The organism is Agathobaculum hominis (assembly GCF_014288055.1).
In the GTDB taxonomy this organism is placed as follows: Bacteria; Bacillota; Clostridia; order Oscillospirales; family Butyricicoccaceae; genus Agathobaculum; species Agathobaculum hominis.
In genome coordinates, this window is record NZ_JACOPK010000003.1 from 39,505 (window position 1) to 63,720 (window position 24,216).

Consider the following 24,216-nt stretch of genomic DNA (forward strand, 5'->3'; position numbering starts at 1 on the left):
AACGGATCAGTAACCGATCACCACAGCCAAAGCCAGGAAGGCCATAGAAACCAGGCTGAGCAAAATCACCAGCTTAATGACGTACTTCAGCCACACGGAATAGGGAATCTTGGACGCAGCCAAAAATCCCAGCATGGTGGACGAAGTGGGGTAGATGGCATTGGTCAGGCCGTCACCCAGCTGGAAGGCCAGCACAGTGCTCTGGCGGGTCAGGCCCACCAGATCGCCCACAGGCGCCATGATCGGCATGGTGGCTGCCGCCTGGCCCGTACCAGAGTTGATGGGCAGGTTGATGATGTTCTGCACCAGGAACATACCGATGATCTTTACCGAGCTGGGCAGTGCCACAATCGCATTGGCCAAGGCATTGATAATGGTATCAATGATCATGCCGTCCACCATAACGGTATTGATCGTACCGGCCACTCCCACAATCATCGCACCGAAGGTGATATTGGCCATGCCCTGCACATACAGATCGCAGATCTTGTTGCCGCTGAACCCGGCCAGAATACCGCATACCACACCCAGCACCAAAAACAAAGTAGCCATTTCGGTGATAAACCATCCCAAGTAGGCCACGCCGTAAATCAAAACGGCCAACGCGATGACAACGGCCAGAAGGATCAGCTTGTGCCGTCCGGTCACTTCAATCGCAGATACATCCACATCCTCCAGGTTGGAATCCTCGTTCCCCATCAGGTTCTTGGAGGGATTCTTCTTTACCTTCTCCGCGTAATGAATAATATACAGGCTGGTCACAACAATAAACGCCACCAGGATAATCCAGCGATACCAGGCTCCGGAGAACATGGGAGTCACACCCGCGATGGACTGAGCCACACCCACATTAAAGGGATTATAGATGCCCGCCGTAAAGCCCACGATGGAGCCCATGGCGATCATGGCTGTACCTGTGATGGTATCATAGCCCACTGCCTTGGCCACTGCAATCCCAATAGGCACAAACACCAGAACCTCCACAGACATTCCCATGGTGAAGCCACCTACGGCAAAGGCCGTAATGAAGATGGGGATGAGCAGCTTTTCTTTTCCCGCAAACATCTTGCCCAGCTTGGCACAAAAGGCGGTGATCATCCCTGTCTGCATAATCAGCTCAAAGGCGCCGCCGATGATGAAAATAAAGAAGATGATCTCGTTTACGCTGGAGCTGCCCAGAGTTCGCACAAAAGCCATGGGGATTTCCAGCGGTGAAACCGGTGACGATTCCACCTGAGTGTATGTACCCGGTACAATCAGCATACGGCCGCTGGCATCCTCCTGGCGCTCAAACTGGCCGGCAGGAATCACGTAGGTCAGCAGGCAGACAACCAACACGATCAGAAACAGAATAATGTACGTGTGGGGCATCTGGATGCCTTTTTTCTTTTTCGACGTTTCAATGGACATTCTTCTCTGCACTCCTCACAATCAAGTGTCTAATAATTATACATTTATTTTTTCCTTTATGCAAGGGCAAACCGAGATTTATCGAGGAATCTGAATTTATCGTAAAAAACTCCCTTGAGCCGCCAGCGGCTCAAGGGAGTCTATGGATGTTTTGACCACTGTATCCACAAAAACTGATTAAAGTTCCAGCCCATTCCACGCTTCTGTCAGCCGACACAGCCGTTACAGAAGCGTGTGTGCTGCTGAAGTTTCCACTGGGCAGGCTGACACGGGCATAGCGGCCATCCCAAATTCAGTGTAAACTCCTCAGCTTGGAAGCGCGCAAAGTTTATCTGCAGCCACAGCAGATTCATCCCGCTGCCGCCTTCTCCTATACGATGTTCCCCCTCACAGACTGAGGGTACAGATGTAACGGATGGGTCGAATATGTCCTGCAACCGTGCGGTCTATGCGCCGATAATTCATAGTTCGTATGGGCACCATCTTCTTAATAGTGAGCATAACCTCCTGCATTTTTCGCTCCCGATCCAGTTCTGCCGCACCGTGTGCATTGGTAGATGACGAATCCTATATTCCGAGCAATGATGTTGTTGTACTGGTTGCACCGGATATGCTGTCTGAAAGCGGAATACAGGAATTGAATGTCATTCCATCGGGAACCTGTCAGATGCAGAATAGCAGTGGATTTGCGAAAGAGTATCCTAAATATGCAATCATTGATGACGAGTGGATCGCGCAAGTACAGGCAGATACGCAGGCGGTAGAAAACATCAAAGCACAGATGCAGGAAGCCAAAAATCAAATCGACCAGCTGCTTCAAAACCAGCCCCAATAATACCCCAACTCACACTCATTATTTTGTGTGAGTGTGGGAGGATAGAAATCCTAAATAAGAAATAGCATCATAAATGCTGCTAAAATGGCGAAAATAAGAACTTATTTTACGCAAAAATCCACCACCGATTTCTCATAACCCGGAGGCCACAGGTTCAAGTCCTGTCCCTGCAACCATGTTTAACCGCTGATTTCGTAAGAAATCAGCGGTTTTTTATACTTTTTCGAGCACTTAGAAAACCTCCGGGCAGGCGACCCCGAAAATGGAAAGTCGTATGGAAAGGCAGTGGTATCAAAAAAATGCACGACGTGAAGGTGCTTTTTTTGATACCTGAAACGAAAATTTTGACCGCGTCAAGTAATGTTCGCAAAAAGGGCTCCTGAAAAAATGAAGTTAGGCAGCAACGAGCAGAGTTGCCGCAATGGATTCCTGGCTTAGATAAGCTCTGGAGACAGACCAGTCCTCAACGTATTCCATGCAATTCAAAATTAGCGCACAAGAGCCGTAAAGACACGAATCCCCTGCTGAGAATATTTCTCGGCAGGGGATTTTCGTACATCGCCTATTTGAGCAATCTCCGCTATCATAGAATCACAAAACAAAGCGGAGGTTGTTACAATGGAAAAATTCATAACGGACGAACACACAGGACTTACGAACTGGTCGGAGATTATTATTTGGTTGCCGGTGATGAAGAACCGGAGCTGGAACCAATCGGCATCTACGGTCAGCGCCATCGGCGCTATCTATCGCTGCAACGGATCTCAGAGGTTCCGTGTTCATTCGTCGGCGTTACATTTGCATTTTTGTTTGTCGAAAGCCGTGTTTTCTCGTCTTTTACTCCATGCGGAGCGGCCGGAGCGCCTCGTTTACTTGCTCGATATTGCGGACAACGCGGTCTTTCTGGCGGATGGCAAGGCTGACATACAGCGAATCGATCAGCGAGAACTGTGCAACACGCGGCGAAACAAAGAGCTGGTCAGGCGAATAAAGCTCAAGACAGAGGTCGCTCGATGCTTTGAGCGGGGTGTCTGGGAAGCCGGTGATGCCGATGGTCTGCGCGCCGTGCTCTTTCGCCGTACGGACGGCGGAAACGATCTCACGTGTCTTGCCGGTGTGCGAGATCGCGATCACGGCGGTATTCGGCATACACAGGCTTGCTTGAATCTGCATCAGATGCGAGTCGGTCAGCGACACCGCACGGAAACCGATGCGCATCAGACGGATGTAGAAGTCCTCTGCGATGGTGCCGGATGCGCCGACACCGAGAATGAGGATGTTTTCGGCGCGACTGAGCACATCGACCGCCTGCTCGATCTTCTGGAAGTCGAGCAGCTGGAGCGCACGCTCGAGCGTGTCGATGTTGCGGCCAAACACACTCTCGGAAATGGTCTGAATACTATCGGTTTCAGACAAATCTTCGAATATTGTTCGAACCGATTTGGGCGAATACTTCGCGAGCAGCAGCTTCATCTCGCTGAACCCGGCGCAGCCGAGGATCTTGCAAAATCGAATAATACTCGATTCTGCGATGCCCAGCTCGGCGGCCATCTGCTGAATGCTGATCGAGGTAATATGTACCGGATCGGCTATGATATGGTCGGCAATCCGCTTTCCAACCTTGGAAAAAGTCGCATATTGCGACTGAATTGCAGCATAAACGTTTTTATCCATACGCTCACCTTTTATCTGTGTCATATTTGTTTTCATTGTAACACAATTCTTCCGGTTTGTGAAGAATGTACAAAAATGAACATTATTCTTTTTACAACATGAATTATTGAATTTTATTCCGCGTGGTGCTATACTTGATTACGGTCAATGGATTGGAGTTCCATTGAAAGGGTAAAAGCTGAAGCAAGAGATTACGTCCGGACAACTTCTCAAACTGCGGTTCCCCGAAAAAGCACATTCAGTGCTCGATAACGGGCCGTGCAGCTCCAACTGGCAGAAAAGAAAAATAAAAAAGGACTGAGCAAAAACCATGGGCAAATCCAGCAACCCGACTTTCGCGGGTGATAAGGAATTTGAGAAGATCCATCTCAAAGAAAAGTTTTCCTACGGCCTCGGCGACGTTGCCTGTAACGTTGTCTACGCCCTGACAACCTCGCTGCTGATTTACTTCTACACCAACGTAGTCGGCATCTCCGCAGCAATGATCGGTACCATCATGCTGTTCTCGCGTTTCTTCGATGGTATTTCCGACGTACTGATCGGTCACCTGGTTGACCGCACGCATTCCAAGCACGGCAAGTCCCGTGCATGGATCCTCTGGATGATGATTCCGTACGGCATCGCAGCAATCCTGCTGTTCACCGTTCCGCCTGCTACGCCGATCGTAAAGGGCATTTACGTTTTCATTACTTATAACTTCTGCACCACCGTTGTTTACACCGCACTGAACCTCCCGTATGCAACGCTGGCAACGCTGATGACCCGCGACACCGACCAGCGCGCCGTTGTCAACCTGTTCCGTACCGGCATGTCCGCCCTCGGCAACATGGTCATCACCGCAGTAACCTTCCCGCTGGTTACCCGTCTGGGTGACACCCAGCAGGCATGGATTGAGGTTTCCATCCTCTACGCCATCGTTTCCATCATCATGCTGTTCATCTGCTTCAAGAACTGCCACGAGCGCGTCAAGGAAGAGACCAAGACCAAGGACGGCAAGAACGTTCCGCTCTGGATGGGCATCAAGCTCTGCGTCACCAACAAGTACTTCATCATGTTCTTCATGCTCGCTGTGTTCCTGTCCTTCTATGAGGCAGTTACCGGCACCTGCAACGCATACTACGCACAGTACATTCTCGGCAACCGCGACCTGCTCGGTGCACTCGCATCGTTCGAGTCCATTCCGCAGATCGTTACCGTTCTTGTTCTGTCTCCGTTCATCGCAAAGTTCGGCAAGCGCAACGTAGCGCTGATCGGTGCGATCGTCGCCGTTATCGGCACGGTCTCCCTGTTCATCAACCCGAGCGCCCTCAATCTTGCACTGTTTGCCTGCGTCATGCGCGGCATCGGCAAGGGCTGCTTCCGCGGCGTCAAGTACTCCATGCTCGCTGACGTTATCGAGTACGGCGCATGGAAGAGCGGCATCCGTGTACAGGGCCTGATGGTATCTGCTACCACCGCCGGCCAGAAGTTCGGCTCCGGCATGACCAGCGCAATCTTCGGCGCTCTGATGAGCCTCGTAGGTTTCGCCGGCACCGTGACGATCAACGCAGCACAGTCTCAGATGCTGATCGGTATCTACATCATCGGCAACATCATTGCCTGGGGCGGCATCGGCGTTCTGCTGATCTTCTACAAGCTCGATAAGATCTATCCGCGCATTATTACCGAGATGAAGCAGCGCGAGGCTGCTGAGGCAGAAAAGGCCGCTGCAAACGCATAACTCAGACATACTCTGACACTCATTAATCATCTTTTTCTTCCCTTATATGGCAACAGCCGGCGGAGTCATGTATTCTGCCGGCTGCCCCCTTATTACGCATGACCCTATCCCGGCGCATAACAAACTTGAAAGGCGTGTAACAAACAAATGGAAACTATGTCCTATGAAAACCGTATCGCCCTCGGCAATCTGGTACCGACGCTCGGTCAGTTCAAGGTAATGGATAAAATTCCGCAGTACCAGCAGTGCGAGGTGCACAATCTGGTCGAGGCACCGGCTGAGGTGCCCGAGGTGCTGCGCCATGTCGTGTTCAACATCGAACGCGGTCAGACGCTGCACGAGACCATCGACTTCCTCAACATGTGTCCGGACTTCAAGAACATTGACATCATCTACGCGAACGAGCTCGATGACGGCGCGGTCCGCTCGGGCAACTGCAACGTGGCGTATGAGATCGCCAAGTCCATCGGTATGAACTATGCCTACGGTCTGGAGTTCATCGAGCTGGTCAACCCGGACGACAACAAGGGTTTCCACGGCAACGCCCTGTTCTCGCGCTGGCCGATCCGCTGGGCGAAGGTCGTTCACATGCCCGAGCAGTACAACTGGTACTATGACCGTCAGAAGCGCATCGGCGCGCGCGTTGCCATTGTCTGCTCGCTCGACATCGGCGGCCGGGAAGTCGGCGCGGTCAGCGTCCATCTGGAGAACCGCGCGGACAGCGAGGGCCGCGAAGCGCAGATGGCAGTCGTGTATGATGAAATCAAAAAGTCGTTCGCGCCGGACACGCCGGTCATGATCGGCGGCGACCTGAACACCAATACGTTTGACGGCAACGACATCCCGGGCTTCACCAAGCTGTTCAACGACCCGGAGCGCCTTGCCAAGCACATGGCGGCGGTCGAAAAGTACGAGCGCGTCCTGCCGCAGGCAGAGGAGAACGGCTTCTCCTACCGCGAGTTCAGCAGCACCGAAGGCACGCGCCGCAAGCCGATGCCGGGCGGCAAGAGTATGCTGCTCAAGCTGGACTGGCTGATGGCGCGCGGCATGGAATGCGTCGACCACGGCACGGTTTCGACTGAAACGAAGGACTGCACCTGGGCCGAGCCGGGCAGCGCGCTGGCGAAGTTCACAGGTCCCGAGCTGTCCGACCACAACGCCTGCTGGGCAGACTGTCGATTCGTAAAGTAAATACTGAAATCTATTGTAGAAAGCTGCACACGCTGCATACATATTGGCAGCGTGTGCACTTTTTATCGAGTGAGGAGAACCTACATCAAATGAGTGGAATGATACAATACCTGCGCGAATTTCATTTCGCCTCGGTCGTAGTGCGGCTCGCCCTTGCGATGCTGCTCGGCGGCTGCATCGGTCTGGAGCGCGGACGCAAGCGCCGTCCGGCCGGTTTCCGCACCTATATGCTCGTCTGTCTTGGCGCGGCGCTGACCGTGCTGCTCAGCCTGTACGAATTTACCATGGTGACAGGGCCGTGGTCGGATATTTGCGCAGAGATCGGCATAAAAACCGACGTTTCGCGTTTCGGCGCACAGGTTATCAACGGCATCGGCTTTCTGGGCGCAGGAACCATTCTCGTTACCGGCCGCCAGCAGGTCAAGGGCCTGACCACTGCCGCGGGTCTGTGGGCGTCGGCCTGCACCGGCCTTGCGGTCGGCGCAGGATTTTACGAGTGCGTGCTCATCGCATTCGCGATGATATTTCTCAGCATCCGCCTGTTCCCAATTGTGGATGCGTACATACAGGAGAACGCGCGTGACATCAATCTGTACATGGAGTTCTATTCGCTCGGGGACATCAGTACCATCATCAATCAGCTGAAATCGCAGAACGTGCAGATCTACGACATCGATATCGAGCGGAACAAAAGTGGCGAGGCGCTGCACCCAAGTGCGATCTTCTCGATCCGCCTCAATGAAAAAATACCGCACACGCAGCTTCTCTCCGATCTGGCGGAGTTGGACTGCCTTTGCGTGATCGAAGAGCTGTAAGGAGTGGACTGCTATGTTATCTGTTTTTGACGGCCTGCGCGACGTGACGACGCTTTCCGTGTTCGTGCGTCTGGCCTGCGCGCTCATCTGCGGCGGCATTATCGGTATCGAGCGCTCGTACAAGCGCCGCCCGGCCGGCTTCCGCACGCACATCCTCATCTGCATCGGCGCGGCCATCACCACGCTGACGAGTCAGTATCTGTATCTGAATATGCACTATTTTACAGATATGGCGCGCCTCGGTGCACAAGTTGTTGCGGGTATCGGCTTCATCGGTGCGGGCACCATCATCGTTACCAAGCGGCAGCGCGTCAAGGGTCTGACCACGGCGGCTGGTCTCTGGACCTCGGCCATCATCGGCCTCACCTTTGGCGGCGGCTTCTACGAGGGCGGCATTCTCGCGACCGTGTTCATCATGCTCGCCGAGCTTGTGTTCTCGCGTATCGAGTACCGCGTGCTCGAAAATGTGCCGGAGATCAATCTGTATATGGAATACGAGGGCAAGCACTGTCTGGATGATGTGCTTCAGCTCTACCGCAGCTGCAATATTAAAGTGCTGAACATCCAGATTACGCGCTCGGCAGAAAACGGTGAGCATAACGCCTGCGCTATCTTTACGCTGCGCCTGCCGCGCAGCTGCGGCGTAGAAAAGCTGCTGACACTTGTCGGCAGGCGTGAGGGAATTGTGTCGGTGGAAGAGCTGTAAACTACACCGAATTTCAAAAAACAGAAAACCAAAGCGGTGATGCGCCTCGTATTTGGAGGCTGCATTGCTGCTTTCTTTCGTTTTTACCCGATGTGCCGTCGCGCAAGATGCATCACGTTGTATTCGTCCCGGTGAAGCCCTATAGCTGCGTTGTCGGCTCGCGCCGAGTCTTAAATTTTGTTACAACCATTCCCATCGCGAATATCCGCCCATTCGAGGACAACCCGTACAAGGTGCAGGACAACGAGGAAATGCAGTTCCTGTGCGAGAGAATATCCTTCCGTCTGAGAAAGCCTTTGCGTACAAACTGAAAATGGAAGCGCTGTCCCATCAAGGTGCTGCTTCAACGAGTGGTATGCCGAGCAGACCAGCCAGAAAATCTGTGCAGACCGCCCGCTTACTGCCGCAGAAAATACACCAGACACGGCCGGCCGCCGGTGCGGTAGTCCATTTCGCTGCCGATGATCTGCCGGTCGGTCAGATAATTCATGTACCGGCGCACGGTTACGACCGACAGCCCGACGTGCGAGGCGATTTCATCGCTCGTGTGCCGCTCGTCCGGCGCGGCGCGCAGATAGGCCTCGATCCGCGCAAGAGTCTGGCTTTGCAGACCCTTCGGGGGAGCAGCAGACGGCGCCGGCGCCGTTTGCCGGAACAGCGTGTGATCGAGCGCATCCTGACTGAAGCTGTCGCGCTGCACGCTTTCCCGGCGGCGGCAGAACACCTCGAGCGCCTGCTGAAACCGCTCATAGGCAAAGGGCTTGACCAGATAATCCACGGCGCCCAGCCGCACCGCGTCATTGACTGTTTTGGCATCGTTTGCAGACGTTACCATGATCACATCTGCGTCCACGCCCTTTGCGCGGAGCTGCATCAGCAGCTCGGTGCCGCTCATCTGCGGCATGTAAACGTCCAGGATGATCAGGTCGATCGGATTGCGCTGAAGCCAGAACAGAGCCGGATGCGCCGCCGAAAAGGTCTGTACGACGGCAAAACGGCTGTCCTGCTCCACATAACGGCGGTTCAGCCGCGTGATCATCGGATCATCTTCAATAATGACCACTGTATACATTGCAGATCGTTCCTCCTTAGGTCTGTGCGCGGCTTTCCGCGTCGGAAAACGTGATGATGAATGAGCTGCCGATGCCCGGCTCGGACTCCACGCGGATCGTGCCGCCGAAGGCGTCTACGGTCTCCTTGACGAGCGAAAGTCCCGTGCCGCGTCCCTCGCCCTTGGTCGAGAAGCCGCGCTCAAAAATACGGTCGAGCTGCGGCGCTGCCATGCCTGCGCCGCTGTCATCCACGCTGAGGAGCATGCCGTGCTCGCCCTCGCGGATGCTGACGGTCACTTCCTTCTGCGCATTCTCCGGTGCGCTGCGCAGGGCGTCGAACGCATTTTCCGTCAGATTGCCGAGAATGGTGATCAGGCTGCTGGCCGGCAGGTACTGTCCGTCCCCGCGCAGCTCGCTGGCCGGGTCGAGGGCGAACCGGATGCCTAGCTCGGCGGCGCGGTATGACTTGCCGATCAGGAGAGCCGCGACCGACGGCTCCTGAATGCGCTCGGAGATATAGCTGATCGAGTGTGCGCGCGTCTTCGTCAGACGCAGAACGTATTCCTCGGCCTGCCTGTTTTCCCCGAGCTGGAGCAGACCGAGAATGACATGCAGCTTGTTGGTGAACTCGTGCGTATACGCCCGCAGCGCCTCCACGATATGCTGTACGCCGGTCAGATCCTGCGCCAGCCTTGTGACCTCGGTGCGGTTGCGGAAAATAGCGATCGCGCCTTCGATCTCCCCGTCGCGCCAGAGCGGCATGCGGTCGGATATGACCGAAACATGCTTGATGGATTCCAGACTGATGTTGTACTCGCTTTTTCCGGTCTGCATGACGCGCGCGATGGTCGAACGCGGATAGATCGCCCTGAGCGGCTGTCCGAGCGCATCACTCGTGCGGATGCTGAGGATGTCCGCCGCCGCACGGTTGATATAGGTGATCGTGCTGTGCGAATCAATGGCCAGCAGACCCTCGTCGAGCGCGTCGAGGATATCCATGCGCTGCAAAAACAGCTGACGGAACGCATCCGGCTCATAGCCGAGCAGCTCCTGCTTGATATGATTGGAGAAGCGCACGCTGAGCAGACTGCCGACACCGAGCGCGAGCAGAGTGATCAGACAGTAGAACAGCAGCACGCGCAGCACCGTCCGGCGATAGGAGCGCAGATACAGACCCGCCATCACGATGCCTAACGCCTGTCCGTTTTCATCGCGCACCACGGCGTAGGCGCAGCGGTCGGCGCCCTCCGGCATCTCATCGCTGGAAAGCAGCGGTATCTGCTCGCTGTACAGGCGGCGGACCGTATCGGCCCGCAGGGTCGGCAGCACGGACGCCTCTCCTTCGCCGGCGGCGAGATCGTAGAATACCAAAGGTTTGCCCTGCACGTCATATATGCCGAGCATATCCACCGCGGCGACGCGCCGGACGGTACGTTCGAGATACTGCTGCGCGGTATCGGTCTGGATCGTATCCGTCAGGAGCGGCGCGTCGGCCGCCATCTGCGCGGCGTTGGACAGCAGCTGATCGCGTGCGTACACATCCTGATACAGGCCGATGCCGAGCCCGACCGAGGTCGAGAGCAGCACCACGATGGCGATGCACTGGATCAGCATCCGGCGCACACGCCGGTGCAGCGAGCCGGATGAGTGTGCATTTGTCAATTTCATTCCCCCCTTGGAAAAGCTATTTTATATCATAGCACGCTGGTCAAAGTTCATCAAATCCCTTTCGAAAATTTTATGAAACCCGTCAAATTGCGCGGGTTTATTTTTTTTATTTTCGTAAGCTTGCGCAGAACCCGTCGGATTTCTACAATAGGAACGCAAAGCAAAACAAACGAGGTGATGCCCTTTGGGAGAAATCAAAGCGGAATTGAATGCCGAGCTGCAAACCCACATTGCGTTCGAGATTCCGCTGTTTGGCGGGATACCGGTACCGGAATCCGCCGTGGTAAGCTGGGTCATCATAGCGGTGCTGACCCTGCTCGCCGTCTGGCTGACGCACGGGCTGCGAAAACGGCCGGGACGCCGGCAGGCGGCCGCCGAAATGCTGGTGGGCTTCATCAACGGCTTCTGCCGCGACACGCTGGGCGACAAATACTGGCGTGCGTTCGCGCCGTATCTCGGCACGGTCGGTCTGTATCTCGCGCTGGCGAACATGGCCGGGCTGTTCGGCGTTACCCCGCCGACCAAGGACCTGAACGTGACCGCCGGTCTGGCGATCATGAGCGCCCTGCTGATCTACGGCGCGCAGTTCCGCTTCCACGGTCTGCGCGGCGGTCTGAAGAAGTTCAGCGAGCCGGTCGCGGTCGTCACGCCGCTCAACATCATGGAGATCGGCATCCGGCCGCTGTCGCTCTGCATGCGATTGTTCGGCAACATCTTCGCCGGCTTCGTCATCATGGAGCTGGTCAAGATGGTCGTTCCGGTCGTTGTGCCCATCCCGCTGAGCCTGTATTTCGATGTGTTCGACGGCATGATACAGGCAGTCGTATTCGTCTTCCTGACAACGCTTTTCCTGTCGGAATCGCTTGAGTAACCACTGTTTTATTTGAGAAAGGACTACAAAAAATGAGTATTGCAATTGGTGCAGCTATCGCAGTTCTGACCGGCATCGGCGCCGGTCTCGGTATCGGCTACGCGACCGCGAAATCCTCGGAGGCCATCGCACGTCAGCCGGAGGCCTCGGGCCAGATCAGCAAGAACCTGATCCTCGGCTGTGCGCTGGCTGAGGCAACCGCCATCTACGGCTTCCTGATCGCTATCCTGCTCATCTTCATGAATTGATCGGGGTGAGATCGAATGATCCTCAATCTAAATGCACAGATCATCTGGGTGTTTGTTGACCTGCTGATCCTGTTCGTGCTGATGAAGAAGTTCCTGTTCGGGCCGATCACCAGAATGCTGGACGACCGCGCACAGGAGGTATCGGACACGCTCGATCAGGCGGACAGGCGTCTGGCCGAGGCCGAGCAGCAGCAGACCGCGCATGCGGCGCAGCTCGCCTCTGCGAAGGCGGAGGCCGCGCAGATCATAGAGGACGCCCGCGCACGCGGTCAGCAGGAATACGACCGCCTGGTCGCGGAGGCCCGCACTGCCGTGCAGCGTCTGGAGGAGCAGTCGGCGCAGCGCCGTGAATCCGAGCGGGCGCAGATGCTCCGCGAGGCGAAAAAGGAGCTCGCGGCTCTCGTTCTGCTGACCACCGCAAAGGTATCCCGGCAGACGCTCGACAGCGACACTGACCGCGCCATGATCGACGATTTCCTGCGCGAAGAAACGGAGGCTGCACGATGAATTCGACCGCCGTACAGTATGCCGGGGCGCTGCGCCATGCCGGGTGCACGCTGAGCGAGCTGCGGCGCACCGCCGACTGCCTGACCGGCTGTGCGGAGCTGTGGGACGCCCTGTGCTCGCCCGCCGTGTCGGCACGGGAGAAAAAGGCCGTGCTGGCCCGTCTGCCCGCTTTTGACGCGCGGGGAGAGCTGCGGCATTTCTATCTGCTGCTGGCGGACAAAAACCGCTTTGCGCTCCTGCCCGAGATCGTCCGGCAGTTCCGTCTGCTCGAGCTGCGCGAAAACGGCGAGGGTCTGTGCGTATTCCGCAGCGCCCGTGAGCCGGAGGAGCAGTCGCTCGGCGCACTGGCCCGCCTGCTGTGCGCACGGCACGGCTACCGCGCGGTTACGTTCGAGATCGTGACGGACGAAACGCTGCTCGGCGGCTTTACCGCCGAGATCGACGGCGTAACATACGATAAAAGCGTGCGCGGACAGCTTCGCGCACTGGCGCATGACCTGTAAGGGGTGAAAACCATTGAACCATTCAGACGAGATTTTATCCATTCTCCGCGAGGAGATCGAACAGTATGACAACCGAACGCGCTGTGACGAGACCGGTACGGTCATCGAGGTCGGCGACGGCATCGCCACCGTATACGGACTGAACCGCGCGGTCTACGGCGAACTGGTGCAGTTCGACACCGGCGTGCGCGGCATCGTGCTCGACCTCAAGCGCGACAGCGCGGGCGTGGTGCTGCTCGGCAGCGAGGACGGCCTGCATGAAGGCTCGACCGTTTCGCGCACCGGACGCGCGGCTGACGTTCCGGTCGGTGAGGCGCTGATCGGACGCACGGTCAACGCCCTCGGCGAGCCGATCGACGGGCTCGGCCCGATCGAAACGACCGAGCGCCGCCCGATCGAACGCGAGGCCTCGGGCGTGGTATCGCGCGAGCCGGTCAACCAGCCTATGCAGACCGGCATCCTTGCCATCGACGCGATGGTGCCGATCGGACGCGGTCAGCGCGAGCTGATCATCGGCGACCGCCAGACCGGCAAGACCTCCATCGCCATCGACACCATCCTGAACCAGAAGGGACAGGACATGATCTGCATCTATGTGGCCATCGGTCAGAAGGCGTCCACGGTCGCGCGTCTGCGCGGCACGCTGGAGAAATACGGCGCGCTTGATTACAGCATCATCGTTTCCGCCACTGCGGCGGACGGTGCGCCGCAGCAGTATATCGCGCCGTATGCCGGCGCGGCGATCGGTGAGTATTTCATGAGCAAGGGACGCGATGTGCTCATCGTCTACGACGATCTGTCCAAGCACGCAGTCGCCTACCGCACGCTGTCGCTGCTGCTGCGCCGCTCTCCCGGCCGCGAGGCATATCCGGGCGACGTATTTTATCTGCATTCCCGCCTGCTCGAGCGCGCGTGCCGGCTGACGCCGGAGTACGGCGGCGGCTCGATGACCGCCCTGCCGATCATCGAAACGCTCGCGGGCGATGTCTCCGCCTATATCCCGACCAACGTCATTTCCATCACCGACGGTCAGATCTATCTGGAAAACGACCTGTTCTTCGCCGGTCAGCGCCCGGCGATCAACGTCGGTCTGTCGGTATCCCGCGTCGGCGGCGCCGCTCAGACCAAGGCCATCAAAAAGACCGCCGGTACGCTGCGCATCGATCTTGCCCGCTTCCGCGAGCTGGAGGTATTCACCCAGTTCAGCTCGGATCTGGACAGGGACACCCAGCAGACGCTCGAGCACGGCAAACGGCTGATGGAGATACTCAAGCAGCCGCTGTGTCATCCGATGCCGGTATGGCGGCAGGCGGTCATTCTGTATGCGGCCACCAACGGCCTGCTCCGCGATGTACCGCTCGACCGCGTGCGCGGCTTTGTGCAGGACTTCGCGGACAGCCTGCCGGATGCGCTGCTGACCGAGATCCAGTCCACCGGCACCCTGACCGGAACGGCCGCCGAGCAGATCCGGGAGGCACTCGAGACCTATAAAGAACAGGTGAGCGCAGCATGGCAGGCATAAAGGAGATCCGAACCCGTATTGACAGCGTGCAGCAGACGCTCAAGATCACGAACGCGATGTATCTGATCTCGTCCTCCAAGATGCGCAAGGCAAGGCAGCAGCTGAACAATGTACAGCCGTATTTTCTCAAGATCAGCTCTACAATCGCGGATATTCTGCACCATTCTCCCGAGATCGAGCATATTTATTTCGACAAGCGTCCCGAGGTCAAGCGCCGCAAAGCCGGCTACATCGTTATCACGGGCGACAAGGGACTGGCCGGCGCGTACAACCACAATGTGCTCCGGCTGGCCGAGGAGCAGCTGGCGCAGGAGGACGACCCCACGCTGTTCCTGATCGGTCAGATGGGACGCGCCTACTTTGCCGAGCGCGACATCCGCGTGGACGGCGAGTTCATGTTCACGGTGCAGGACCCGACGATCGCCCGCGCCCGTGATATTGCAGATATTTTCATCCGTCTGTTCCGCGAAGGACAGCTGGACGACGTGTACGTTGTTTACACCGAAATGGTAACGCCCATGCGGCTCGAGCCGCGCGTGCAGAAGCTGCTCCCGCTGGACATCGATGCGTTCCCGTGGGAGCCGCGTCCGGGCGAGAACGGCCTGTATCATCAGACGGTGCAGTATGTGCCATCGGCTGATCGGGTGCTCGAGCATCTGGTGCCGGGCTGCATCAAGGGCGAGCTGTTCGGCGCACTGGTCGAGTCGTTCTGTGCCGAGCAGAATGCCCGCATGACGGCTATGGATGCCGCGACGGACAACGCGCGTGATATGCTCAAATCGCTTTCGCTGCGCTACAACCGCGCACGGCAGTCCGCTATCACGCAGGAGATCACCGAGATCGTCGGCGGCACGCAGGGCAGCGCGACAGAGACGCCGCAGCCGCGCCGTTCGATTCCGACGCGAACCGTCCGTTTTCTGGCGGACGGCAGCCGCGCATAGAAAGTGAGGAAAAAACTATGAAACGCAAAGGTACCGTAGTGCAGGTGACCGGCCCGGTCGTAGATGTTGCCTTTGAGGGCGGCAGTCTGCCGGAGATCAACGAGGCTCTGTCTGTTGCACCGGACGGGCAGGTGCGCATGATGGAGGTCGCACAGCATATCGGCGGTGACACGGTGCGCTGCATTATGCTCTCCCCGAGTGAAGGAATCGGCCGCGGCGACGAGGTGCTGTCCACCGGCCGCACCATCGAAGCGCCGGTCGGTGAAGCGACGCTGGGACGAATGTTCAATGTGCTGGGGCAGGCCATCGACGAAAAGGGAACGGTCGAGGCGCAGGAAAAGTGGTCGATCCACCGCGCTCCGCCGGCGTTTGCCCAGCAGAACCCGACGACCGAGATCCTCGAAACCGGCATCAAGGTTATCGACCTGCTCGCGCCGTATGCCAGAGGCGGCAAGATCGGCCTGTTCGGCGGCGCGGGTGTCGGAAAGACCGTCCTGATTCAGGAGCTGATCCACAATATCGCCACCGAGCACGGCGGCTACTCGATCTTCACCGGCGTCGGCGAGCGTACCCGCGAGGGCAACGATCTGTGGCGCGAGATGGCGGAATCCGGCGTGCTGAGCAAGACCGCGCTGGTGTTCGGCCAGATGAACGAGCCGCCCGGAGCACGTATGCGCGTGGCGCTGACTGGTCTGACCATGGCGGAATACTTCCGCGATGTGAAAAAGCAGAACGTGCTGCTGTTTATCGATAATATCTTCCGTTATGTACAGGCCGGCTCGGAGATCTCCGCGCTGATGGGCCGCATGCCCTCGGCGGTCGGCTATCAGCCGACGCTGGCCGATGAGGTCGGCGCGCTGCAGGAGCGTATCGCCTCCACAAAGGACGGCGCGATCACGTCGGTTCAGGCGGTCTATGTCCCGGCGGACGACCTGACCGACCCGGCTCCGGCCACGACCTTCACGCATCTGGACGCAAAGACCGTGCTATCCCGCAAGATCGTCGAGCAGGGCATCTACCCGGCGGTAGATCCGCTGGATTCCACCTCGCGCATTCTGGAGCCGGACATTGTCGGCGAGCGGCATTACAAGGTCGCGCGCGGCGCGCAGGAGCTTTTGCAGCGCTATCGTGAGCTTCAGGACATCATCGCCATCCTCGGCATGGAGGAGCTGGGAGCGGACGACCGACGCATCGTCGATCGCGCCCGCCGGATGCAGCAGTATTTCTCGCAGCCGTTCTCGGTAGCGGAGCAGTTCACCGGCCTTGAGGGCCGCTATGTGACCCTGGAGGACACGATCAGCGGCTTTGAAGCCCTGCTCGGCGGAGAACTGGATCAGTATCCGGAGGCTGCCTTCTCCATGGTCGGTACAGTGGACGAGGTTCGCCGGAAAGCGCAGGATATGGGGGCGCTTTGATGGAAAACACCTTCTATCTGGAGATCATCACGCCGGATCGGCAGTTTTATACCGGCCCGGCAGACAGTCTGGTCATGCCTGCGCTCGACGGTGAATACGGCGTGCAGCCGGGGCATGAACCGGTCGTTACCGCACTTCGTCCGGGCACCGTCCGGTTTCACGCCGAGGGCGTCCGGCACGAGGTGGTCGTCAGCGACGGCTTTGCCGAGATCATGCCGGACTATGTCATCCTGCTGGTATCCAGCGCAGAGCGGCCCGAGGAGATCGACCGCAAGCGTGCCGAGCGCGCCCGCGAGCGCGCCGAGGAGCGTCTGCGCCAGAAGCAGAGTATTCGTGAATATCATCTATCCAAGGCGGCGCTGGCTCGTGCCATGGCACGACTCAAGGCGACCCGCTGACCTCTCTCCCAGCGCCTGCCCCGGTGTCATCAGATGGAACATCGGAGCAGGCGCTTTTTCGATAAAAAAGCAGGGGCTGACTCAGAATGATTGCATGAAATCACCTGAGTCAGCCCCTTTAGGGCAACACCGCACAATTAAAGCTGCGGCGCTTTGCGGAAATTTTGTGCCCTGACTTTGTTGCGATTTCACGGTAATACATCAAGTATTACCGCAAAACCGCGCCTCGTCAGCACGCAAAATTTGCTCGCAAATCGCTCTTGTTCAATTATGCGGTATTGCCCTAGCTGTGCTCTGTCTTATTTTTGATCGGCGGCGAGGGCGGCGTCGATGTTTTTCTGGAGCTGCGCCAGATTATCGGCGTTGTCGATGCCGCCGAGCAGCGGCTCGCCGACTGCGTTTCCGTTCCGGTCGAACACATAGGTCGTCGGGAAGGCCATGATGCCGAGGGCGAACGTACCGGCGTCGCTCGAGGAATCAAAATAGATGTTGCGGTAGGTCGCGCCCTTGGTTTGCAGGATCTCCTTTGCGGTGGCGATGGCATCGGCGTTGCCGTCGAGCGTTTCGGTATTGATGCCGATCACCTCGCCGCCCTGCTGCTTTGCGGTCTGGTTCAGCTTGTCCAGCTCGCCCAGCTCAGCGACACAGGGCTTGCAGCCGCTGAACCAGAAGTTCACGACCGTGTAGGCGTTGTTCGCGAACAGGCTGCTGTCGACCGCATTCCCGTCGAGATCCTTGCCTGTAAACTCCGGGAACGCACTGGCCGCAGCCGTTTCGCTCTGGCCGGCGCTGTCGTCGGCGGGCAGGGCCGCGATCTGCTCCTCGATCGAGCGGATGCTCTCAGCATCGCTTTTCAGCGTCTGATAATCCCCGTCGGAGAGCTTGTCCCGGCAGTTCTCCAGCGCGCTCAGCAGGACATCGCCGTAGTTTTCCGCCGTTGCGGGAGAGGATTTGTCCATGGAGGCGAAAACCTGATTCCACAGCTCCTGATGTGCGTCGAGGATGGCGTTTTCCTCCTCGAGCAGCTCCGCAGAGGTCTTGCTGCCGGTATCGGCAGCTTCAGAGTCGGACTTGCCGCACGCAGCGGCGCCCAGCAGCAGGCTCAGGCTGAGGGCAAGGGCGGTTGCACGTTTGATATTCATTTATGAGTTCTCCTTTGTTTTTTCGTTGCCGAAGCCGTACCGGTAGCAGATCGCCTCTGTCGGGCAGGCCTTGATGCATCGGCCGCAGCGGATGCACTCGGCGTGGTTTGCATTCTGTGTGATGTCTACATCCATCGGGCAGACGTTCGCGCATTTTCCGCAGGAAACGCAGCGATGGGAGTTTACCTGCATCTGAAACAGGGAAACGCGGTTGAACAGCGCGTAAAACGCGCCCAGCGGGCACAGCCATTTGCAGAACGGCCGCCAGAACAGCACGCTGAGAAGGATCACGGCGGCCAGCACAGCCGCCTTCCAGGTGAACAGTGCGCCGAGCGCCGAGCGAATGCCGGTGTTCACCAGGGCGAGCGGGATCGCGCCCTCGAGGATTCCCTGCGGACACAGGTATTTGCAGAAGATCGGGTCGCCCATGCCGAGTTCGTTCACCAGAACGGTCGGCAGCAGCACTACCATCACGAGCAGCACGGCGTACTTGAGATACCGCAGCGGCTTCAGCCGTTCGGAGGACAGCTTCGGGGAGGGGATATGGTGCAGCAGCTCCTGAAGCCAGCCGAACGGGCAGAGAAAGCCGCAGATGAACCGTCCGAGCAGCACGCCCAGCAGGATCAGCAGGCCGGTGATGTAATAGCAGAAGCGGAAGCCGGACGAGCCGACGACTGCCTGAAACGCGCCGATGGGGCACGCGCCCGCCGCGCCCGGGCAGGAATAGCAGTTCAGTCCGGGCACACAGACCCGCTTGCCGTTGCCCTGATACAGCCTGCCGGAAAGGAAATTCGGCAGGTGGATGTTGGTGAGCAGGGCGGCGGCGGCCTGTATCGCGCCGCGCAGGCGGACGAGCAGGGGGAGCGGTCTTTTACCCAATGCCGACGCACTCCATGCACAGGCGTATCGCCTTGGATAACACGACGCCGGCCTCACCACGCCAGACGCCGAACAGGACCATCGCGCCGCCGAGCAGCAGCAGAAGGACCTGCGTCATTGTTTTGCTGTGTAACATAGTTTCTCTATCCTTTCCTGTGATGGGAAAAGTATATACCATCTAAAAGGAGATTGAAAGGAGAAAAAACAAAATTTTTGTAAACTTTAGTCATTGCCGTCTGCGCTGCGGGAGTTTTCTTCTTTTATAGGAAAACGGTTGACAAAGCTGCCTGCAATGGGGTACACTTTATATAGGAAAGATTAGGCAGCGCTGACGCGGGACTTTTTGTCCGTCCGTGCAGCGAAGTTCGGTATGCGCCCTTCGCATATCGTCTTAAACAGCAGACATCAACTGAAAATCTGTGCATGACTCCCGGGAACGGGTGCAGGTACAGATAAAGGCACAGCCGGTGAAAGCCGGTGCCGCAAAGCCAGATGGGCCTAAACGGAGCTTGTCCTCCGCATGGCAGCCGGCTGCCAACGATACTTTGTACCCTCCTTGCAGAGCCGTGCGCACTGTAAGGGGGGATTTTATTTGGAAGCTGAATCGTCTCTGTACTGTCCAAAACGGTTCCAGGAAAAACTCAATCATCTGTGCTACTCATTAAGGAGTAAGTTGTGCAGACAAGGGCACGATCGGTGAAAGCCGGTTTCGCAAAGCCAGGGGCCTAAACGGAAGACTTTTCCGCATGGCAGCCGGTTTCCTGATGCAGCTTCTTCATAGTAGTCTATTGCTACTGAAGGAGGGATTTTCATGATGAAAACAGGAAAGAACAAGCGATTATTAGCCAGCATACTGGCGGCGTCCATGCTGCTGGCAATGTCTCCGTTCGCGTTAGCGGATGAAAATACGCCGGATACGACAAATCCGGGGCAGAGTCAGTCCACCGAGGGCGGCGGCACTGAGCAGACATGCGTTGCAAAGATCGGTGAGAACAAGTATTCGACTCTTGCCGGTGCGCTTGCTGCTGCAAACATTTATGCTGCAAACAGCGATGTCACCATCGTCATGCTCCGTGATGTTACGGAAAATATCAAGATTAACAAGTCTCTGACGCTCGACCTCGGCGGGCGTACGCTGTCGGGTGATGCGAATGCGGCCGTTGTGACCATTTCCGGTGATAAACCGCAGGTTACCGTGAAAAATGGTACGGTTACCGGCGGCAGAAATCCGCAGAATGGCGGCGGCTTCGCAATCGACAGTGCAGGCGTTCAGCTCGAAGATTTGACCATAACGGGTAATGAAACAGTCGGCGGCAACGGCAATGGCGAAGTCGGCGGCGGCGGTATCTATGCGTCGCACGCAGATGTATCCATGCAGAATGTTACCGTGTCCGAAAACAGAGTTACGGGAAACAGCAGCGACGGCGGCGGTATTTTGGTTAGATACGGTTCTCTGACCATGGACGGCTGCCATGTTGAGGGGAATACTGCTCCGGACTGCGGCGGTGGCATGCTTCTGAGACATTCTGTGCTGAACGCTGCAAAGTCCTTTTTTGAGAATAATACCGCAAAATACGGTGCAGGTATCTATTTTGGCGATACGCCGAACGAAGCAGAAGAAGGCTGTTCCGGCGAGCACAACCACCTTATCACCGATTCCACAATCTCCGGCAATAAGGTTCTCGACCTTGAAAACGGTATCGGCGGCGGTATGTATGTCGGCACAACCTCTAATCTGACTCTCCGCAATTCTAAACTGTTGAATAACAACGGTGCATCGCAGGGCGGCGCAATCGTAGCTTACAGTGCCGGAACAATCGAACTTGACGACGTTTCGATTTCTGAAAACAAGGCACAGAGCGGCGCAGGTATCTTTGCTCTGTGTACTGCTGTCTGCAATACGGACATTCGCCTGCTGAACGGCACGGCAATCGACAAAAATACGGCAACCGGCTATGGCGGCGGCATCTACGCAGATGCACTGGCTAACACCCTTAGCGTTACGGCGGAAAACAGCTCTGTCAGTGGCAACAAGGCCGCAGGCGGCGCAGGTATTTTCACTTACAAGGATGGCTCGGCGGTTATCAATGTGGATCTTCAGTCCGGTGCTGTGATGCACGATAATGCAGCGACAGGCATGGGCGGCGCAATTTACGCCTATAATGATGCAAACATCAACATCGCAAAGAACAGCGCAGTGTACAATAACACCGCAAAGACCGCAGGCGATGACCTGCTGTTCAACGGTTCGACCTTTACGCTCCCGAACGCAAAGGACATGAGCGGCGACCGCATTCTGTCCTCCAACAAGGCAGAGATTACCGGCTGGTATCATGATGGCTGGTTTAAGTGGAATGCTGCGGCTCAGGACGGTAAGGGCGGCTATGAGGAGATCGGTCGCTGGACGGAGGAAACGGCTGACGAATACGTCCCGGTAGAAAACGATTCGCACGCTGTTTCGCTCAAGGCGGCTACGAAAAAATCCTCCGGCGGCACCGAGGACACCGACCCCATTGAGTGGAACGTTTCCCGATCCAAGACCGCAACGGCGCTGGATACGAACACCTGGACCTCCAATGTGACGCTGTCTCTGCCGAGTGCAGAGGAAAAGTTGGCCTCCGATGTGGTATTTGTACTGGATAAGTCCACGAGTACGGAATTGGAAGACCAGGCGCTGGGTATGCTCGCTGCGCTGAAGGAGAAGGCGGCAAGCACGAAAGCAAAGGTCAAGGTCGGCGTTGTAATCTTCAATAAACAGGCAAACAAGACCGCTCCGCTTACGGATCTTGCAACCGGTTACGAGACCATTGAAAACGCAATCAAGCAAACGATTGAAAGCGGAACAAACACCCACGCCGGACTTCTTGCGGGCAAGCAGCTGCTGGACGAGGATACCGAAGTTGCCGCAAATCGGAAATACCTGATTTTCGTAAGTGATGGTATTACCTATATGTATAATGCGGAGCCTACTGTTACCGCATGGAGTTTTTTTGCTGATGCCTGGAAACACTGGGCTGGCCCCGACAACTGGAAATCTAAATATGGCAGCAATAATCCTCCTGCTAGCTGGTCTGCACGGATGACCGAGATTGGTAAACAGGTTGAGGCTCAGGGCACGAAATATGAATATCCTTACGGTGGAACAGCAACAGAATGTACTCCCGAGGATGATTCTTCTAAGAATTATGCGAACTCCATTGATAAGGCTCTGTATTTGACCTATCAGGTTTATCAGGAAGCACAGGCGGCGGGATACAACTGCTACGCAGTTGTTAACGGACGCCCGACCGACTATCTTTGGGGTCCGGATTTTATGCGCTACCTGGCCAATGGCCAAACGGTAGACTTCGGCAAGATCCAGAACGACATCCTCTACGCAGTCAGCGCCGGTTCCACGGTGGAGGACCAGATGGGCGATGCGTTCGATTTTGTTCCCGGCTCGCTGAAGCTGACTGTCGGCGGCACGGAGCTGAAATCCAAGGCAAACGGCAACATGACCTATTTCGGAGATAATGCCGAAGATCTGAGCGAAACCAACTGCCGTTTCAAGGTGCTGTACGCTCCGGATGCGGATGGCTTCGTCTGGACCATCAACGAAAATGTTTCCAATTTTGCACCGGTTCAGCTGACCTATACCGTCAAGCTGACCAAGCCCGAAACCGATCCCGGTACCTACGGCACGGAGGATCTGAAGGGCGAAAAGAATGTTCCTGCCGACAAGGCACTGTTCACCAATAAGCGCGCCGTTCTGAACGCCATCAACAGCGCCGGTGCGCCGCTCAATCCTCTGGACTTCCCGAAGCCTTCGGTGTCCTATACCGTGAAAAAATCCTCCTCCGGCGGCGGCGGTGGCGGCCACCACCGCAGACCTACCGTTACCATTCCGGATGATGTACCGACCGGTCTGAACGGTGACGATCACTATGCGTACATCGTCGGCTACCCGAACGGCAACGTTGAGCCGAACGGCAACATCACCCGCGCAGAAGTGGCAACCATCTTCTTCCGTCTGCTGACCGAGAAAGTCCGCACCGCAAATTCCACCCAGTCCAACAGCCTGTCCGATGTGACGCGCGGTCAGTGGTTTAACCATGCTGTCTCCACGCTGTCCTCGATGGGCATTGTGAAGGGCCATAACGATGGCACGTTCGCGCCGAATGCGCCGATCACCCGTGCGGAATTTGCCGCAATCGCCGCTCGCTTCGACGATAAGAACACGGATACGTCCTCGAAGTTCACGGATATCGCATCTCATTGGGCAAAGAATGAGATCGGTATCGCCGCAAACAAGGGCTGGATCAACGGCTATCCGGATGGTACGTTCCGTCCGAACCAGTATATCACCCGCGCAGAGGCGATGACGCTTGTCAACCGCGTACTCAACCGTCTGCCCGAGAACAGCAGCGATCTGCTCGACAGCATGATCAAGTGGCCGGATAATTCCGATGCTTCTCAGTGGTTCTATCTGGCGGTACAGGAGGCCACCAACAGCCACTATTACAAGACCAAGGAGAACAAGTTCGAGAAGTGGACCGAGCTTCGCGAGACCCGCGACTGGACCGAACTGGAAAAGTAAATTTTCACTGCATCCCCCGGCTTTCGCCGGGGGATGTTTTTTGCCCGGATGCACCGTGACAGGCGTTGCTTTTCCGGAGACGCAGAGAGGAAAATGCGGTGTAATATACGGAAAATTCATAAGCACTATAATGCTTTTTCATA

General features: G+C 56.9%; 21 protein-coding genes and 2 riboswitches. Of the genes, 14 read left to right on the forward strand and 7 right to left on the reverse strand.

Annotation, left to right across the window (positions count from 1 at the left end; genetic code table 11):
- Positions 1–6: 6 nt before the first annotated feature.
- Positions 7–1,410, reverse strand: a complete 1,404-nt coding sequence (locus H8S02_RS03700) for a YfcC family protein (protein WP_186969357.1) — start codon at positions 1,408–1,410, stop codon at positions 7–9.
- Between the two features lie 550 nt (positions 1,411–1,960).
- On the opposite strand from H8S02_RS03700, the gene H8S02_RS03705 reads away from it, so the two are divergent.
- A complete protein-coding gene (locus H8S02_RS03705; RefSeq protein WP_186969358.1) occupies positions 1,961–2,245 on the forward strand; it encodes a hypothetical protein in 285 nt (94 codons plus the stop codon).
- A gap of 837 nt (positions 2,246–3,082) precedes the next feature.
- Here the strand turns inward: H8S02_RS03705 and H8S02_RS03715 are convergent.
- The gene (locus tag H8S02_RS03715; protein WP_118686017.1) at positions 3,083–3,943 is read right to left on the reverse strand and encodes a MurR/RpiR family transcriptional regulator; all 861 of its coding nucleotides are present in this window, start codon (positions 3,941–3,943) and stop codon (positions 3,083–3,085) included.
- Between the two features lie 286 nt (positions 3,944–4,229).
- On the opposite strand from H8S02_RS03715, the gene H8S02_RS03720 reads away from it, so the two are divergent.
- The 4 genes from H8S02_RS03720 (at position 4,230) to H8S02_RS03735 (ending at position 8,351) form a co-directional block, all read left to right on the forward strand.
- A complete protein-coding gene (locus H8S02_RS03720; RefSeq protein ID WP_117488152.1) occupies positions 4,230–5,639 on the forward strand; it encodes an MFS transporter in 1,410 nt (469 codons plus the stop codon).
- 156 nt (positions 5,640–5,795) lie between these two features.
- Positions 5,796–6,830, forward strand: coding sequence for an endonuclease/exonuclease/phosphatase family protein (locus tag H8S02_RS03725; protein WP_186969361.1), 1,035 nt, complete (start codon positions 5,796–5,798; stop codon positions 6,828–6,830).
- Positions 6,831–6,919: 89 nt separating this feature from the next.
- Positions 6,920–7,645 carry an MgtC/SapB family protein gene (locus H8S02_RS03730; protein WP_186969362.1) on the forward strand — a complete coding sequence of 242 codons (726 nt, stop codon included), beginning with the start codon at positions 6,920–6,922 and terminating at the stop codon, positions 7,643–7,645.
- A 13-nt stretch (positions 7,646–7,658) separates the two neighbouring features.
- Positions 7,659–8,351 (forward strand): MgtC/SapB family protein, encoded by a 693-nt coding sequence (locus H8S02_RS03735; RefSeq protein ID WP_118686013.1) that lies wholly within the window; start codon positions 7,659–7,661, stop codon positions 8,349–8,351.
- Positions 8,352–8,748: 397 nt separating this feature from the next.
- Here H8S02_RS03735 and H8S02_RS03740 read toward each other — a convergent pair whose 3' ends face one another.
- Together H8S02_RS03740 and H8S02_RS03745 are read right to left on the reverse strand one after the other, a co-directional pair.
- Entirely contained in the window at positions 8,749–9,423 is a 675-nt protein-coding gene (locus H8S02_RS03740; RefSeq protein ID WP_186969363.1) for a response regulator, read from the reverse strand.
- A gap of 16 nt (positions 9,424–9,439) precedes the next feature.
- Positions 9,440–11,065 carry an ATP-binding protein gene (locus H8S02_RS03745; protein ID WP_186969364.1) on the reverse strand — a complete coding sequence of 542 codons (1,626 nt, stop codon included), beginning with the start codon at positions 11,063–11,065 and terminating at the stop codon, positions 9,440–9,442.
- A 190-nt stretch (positions 11,066–11,255) separates the two neighbouring features.
- On the opposite strand from H8S02_RS03745, the gene H8S02_RS03750 reads away from it, so the two are divergent.
- Genes H8S02_RS03750 through H8S02_RS03785 form a run of 8 tightly spaced genes read left to right on the forward strand, consistent with a single transcriptional unit; the run spans position 11,256 to position 17,476 of the window.
- A complete protein-coding gene (locus tag H8S02_RS03750; RefSeq protein WP_186969365.1) occupies positions 11,256–11,942 on the forward strand; it encodes a F0F1 ATP synthase subunit A in 687 nt (228 codons plus the stop codon).
- A 32-nt stretch (positions 11,943–11,974) separates the two neighbouring features.
- Positions 11,975–12,190 carry an ATP synthase F0 subunit C gene (gene atpE, locus H8S02_RS03755; RefSeq protein ID WP_118686009.1) on the forward strand — a complete coding sequence of 72 codons (216 nt, stop codon included), beginning with the start codon at positions 11,975–11,977 and terminating at the stop codon, positions 12,188–12,190.
- Positions 12,191–12,205: 15 nt separating this feature from the next.
- Complete coding sequence (gene atpF / locus H8S02_RS03760; protein WP_118723198.1) at positions 12,206–12,697, forward strand: F0F1 ATP synthase subunit B; 492 nt, start codon at positions 12,206–12,208, stop codon at positions 12,695–12,697.
- The gene (gene atpH, locus H8S02_RS03765; protein ID WP_186969366.1) at positions 12,694–13,200 is read left to right on the forward strand and encodes an ATP synthase F1 subunit delta; all 507 of its coding nucleotides are present in this window, start codon (positions 12,694–12,696) and stop codon (positions 13,198–13,200) included. Before atpF ends, atpH begins: the two co-directional genes overlap by 4 nt.
- Before the next feature lie 13 nt (positions 13,201–13,213).
- Positions 13,214–14,722 carry a F0F1 ATP synthase subunit alpha gene (gene atpA / locus H8S02_RS03770; RefSeq protein ID WP_186969367.1) on the forward strand — a complete coding sequence of 503 codons (1,509 nt, stop codon included), beginning with the start codon at positions 13,214–13,216 and terminating at the stop codon, positions 14,720–14,722.
- A complete protein-coding gene (gene atpG, locus H8S02_RS03775; protein WP_186969368.1) occupies positions 14,710–15,663 on the forward strand; it encodes an ATP synthase F1 subunit gamma in 954 nt (317 codons plus the stop codon). The genes atpA and atpG overlap by 13 nt, the downstream gene beginning before the upstream one ends.
- Positions 15,664–15,680: 17 nt before the next feature.
- On the forward strand, positions 15,681–17,078 hold the full coding sequence (atpD, locus tag H8S02_RS03780; protein WP_186969369.1) for a F0F1 ATP synthase subunit beta: 1,398 nt from the start codon (positions 15,681–15,683) through the stop codon (positions 17,076–17,078).
- The gene (locus tag H8S02_RS03785) at positions 17,078–17,476 is read left to right on the forward strand and encodes a F0F1 ATP synthase subunit epsilon (protein WP_118686003.1); all 399 of its coding nucleotides are present in this window, start codon (positions 17,078–17,080) and stop codon (positions 17,474–17,476) included. Before atpD ends, H8S02_RS03785 begins: the two co-directional genes overlap by 1 nt.
- Before the next feature lie 299 nt (positions 17,477–17,775).
- On the opposite strand, the gene H8S02_RS03790 is transcribed toward H8S02_RS03785, so the two are convergent.
- The 3 genes from H8S02_RS03790 to H8S02_RS03800 are packed head-to-tail and all read right to left on the reverse strand — an operon-like array spanning position 17,776 to position 19,615.
- Positions 17,776–18,618, reverse strand: a complete 843-nt coding sequence (locus tag H8S02_RS03790; protein WP_186969370.1) for a TlpA disulfide reductase family protein — start codon at positions 18,616–18,618, stop codon at positions 17,776–17,778.
- Positions 18,619–19,497, reverse strand: coding sequence for a 4Fe-4S binding protein (locus H8S02_RS03795; protein WP_186969371.1), 879 nt, complete (start codon positions 19,495–19,497; stop codon positions 18,619–18,621). It lies immediately after the preceding gene.
- On the reverse strand, positions 19,490–19,615 hold the full coding sequence (locus H8S02_RS03800) for a CD1871A family CXXC motif-containing protein (protein WP_456236873.1): 126 nt from the start codon (positions 19,613–19,615) through the stop codon (positions 19,490–19,492). The genes H8S02_RS03795 and H8S02_RS03800 overlap by 8 nt, the downstream gene beginning before the upstream one ends.
- A 329-nt stretch (positions 19,616–19,944) precedes the next feature.
- Positions 19,945–20,036: riboswitch (cyclic di-GMP riboswitch) on the forward strand.
- 137 nt (positions 20,037–20,173) lie between these two features.
- A riboswitch (cyclic di-GMP riboswitch) is annotated at positions 20,174–20,262 on the forward strand.
- A gap of 46 nt (positions 20,263–20,308) precedes the next feature.
- Between H8S02_RS03800 and H8S02_RS03805 the strand changes: the two genes are divergently transcribed.
- Positions 20,309–24,073 carry an S-layer homology domain-containing protein gene (locus H8S02_RS03805; RefSeq protein ID WP_186969373.1) on the forward strand — a complete coding sequence of 1,255 codons (3,765 nt, stop codon included), beginning with the start codon at positions 20,309–20,311 and terminating at the stop codon, positions 24,071–24,073.
- The last annotated feature ends 143 nt before the right edge of the window (positions 24,074–24,216 follow it).

Bases quoted from the DNA above. Each gene is read 5' to 3' on its own strand.
- H8S02_RS03700 (WP_186969357.1), bottom strand. From the start codon at position 1,410: ATGTCCATTGAAACGTCGAAAAAGAAAAAAGGCATCCAGATGCCCCAC.
- H8S02_RS03715 (WP_118686017.1), bottom strand. From the start codon at position 3,943: ATGACACAGATAAAAGGTGAGCGTATGGATAAAAACGTTTATGCTGCA.
- H8S02_RS03720 (WP_117488152.1), top strand. From the start codon at position 4,230: ATGGGCAAATCCAGCAACCCGACTTTCGCGGGTGATAAGGAATTTGAG.
- H8S02_RS03725 (WP_186969361.1), top strand. From the start codon at position 5,796: ATGTCCTATGAAAACCGTATCGCCCTCGGCAATCTGGTACCGACGCTC.
- H8S02_RS03730 (WP_186969362.1), top strand. From the start codon at position 6,920: ATGAGTGGAATGATACAATACCTGCGCGAATTTCATTTCGCCTCGGTC.
- H8S02_RS03735 (WP_118686013.1), top strand. From the start codon at position 7,659: ATGTTATCTGTTTTTGACGGCCTGCGCGACGTGACGACGCTTTCCGTG.
- H8S02_RS03740 (WP_186969363.1), bottom strand. From the start codon at position 9,423: ATGTATACAGTGGTCATTATTGAAGATGATCCGATGATCACGCGGCTG.
- atpE (WP_118686009.1), top strand. From the start codon at position 11,975: ATGAGTATTGCAATTGGTGCAGCTATCGCAGTTCTGACCGGCATCGGC.
- atpF (WP_118723198.1), top strand. From the start codon at position 12,206: ATGATCCTCAATCTAAATGCACAGATCATCTGGGTGTTTGTTGACCTG.
- atpH (WP_186969366.1), top strand. From the start codon at position 12,694: ATGAATTCGACCGCCGTACAGTATGCCGGGGCGCTGCGCCATGCCGGG.
- atpG (WP_186969368.1), top strand. From the start codon at position 14,710: ATGGCAGGCATAAAGGAGATCCGAACCCGTATTGACAGCGTGCAGCAG.
- atpD (WP_186969369.1), top strand. From the start codon at position 15,681: ATGAAACGCAAAGGTACCGTAGTGCAGGTGACCGGCCCGGTCGTAGAT.
- H8S02_RS03785 (WP_118686003.1), top strand. From the start codon at position 17,078: ATGGAAAACACCTTCTATCTGGAGATCATCACGCCGGATCGGCAGTTT.
- H8S02_RS03790 (WP_186969370.1), bottom strand. From the start codon at position 18,618: ATGAATATCAAACGTGCAACCGCCCTTGCCCTCAGCCTGAGCCTGCTG.
- H8S02_RS03800 (WP_456236873.1), bottom strand. From the start codon at position 19,615: ATGACGCAGGTCCTTCTGCTGCTGCTCGGCGGCGCGATGGTCCTGTTC.
- H8S02_RS03805 (WP_186969373.1), top strand. From the start codon at position 20,309: ATGATGAAAACAGGAAAGAACAAGCGATTATTAGCCAGCATACTGGCG.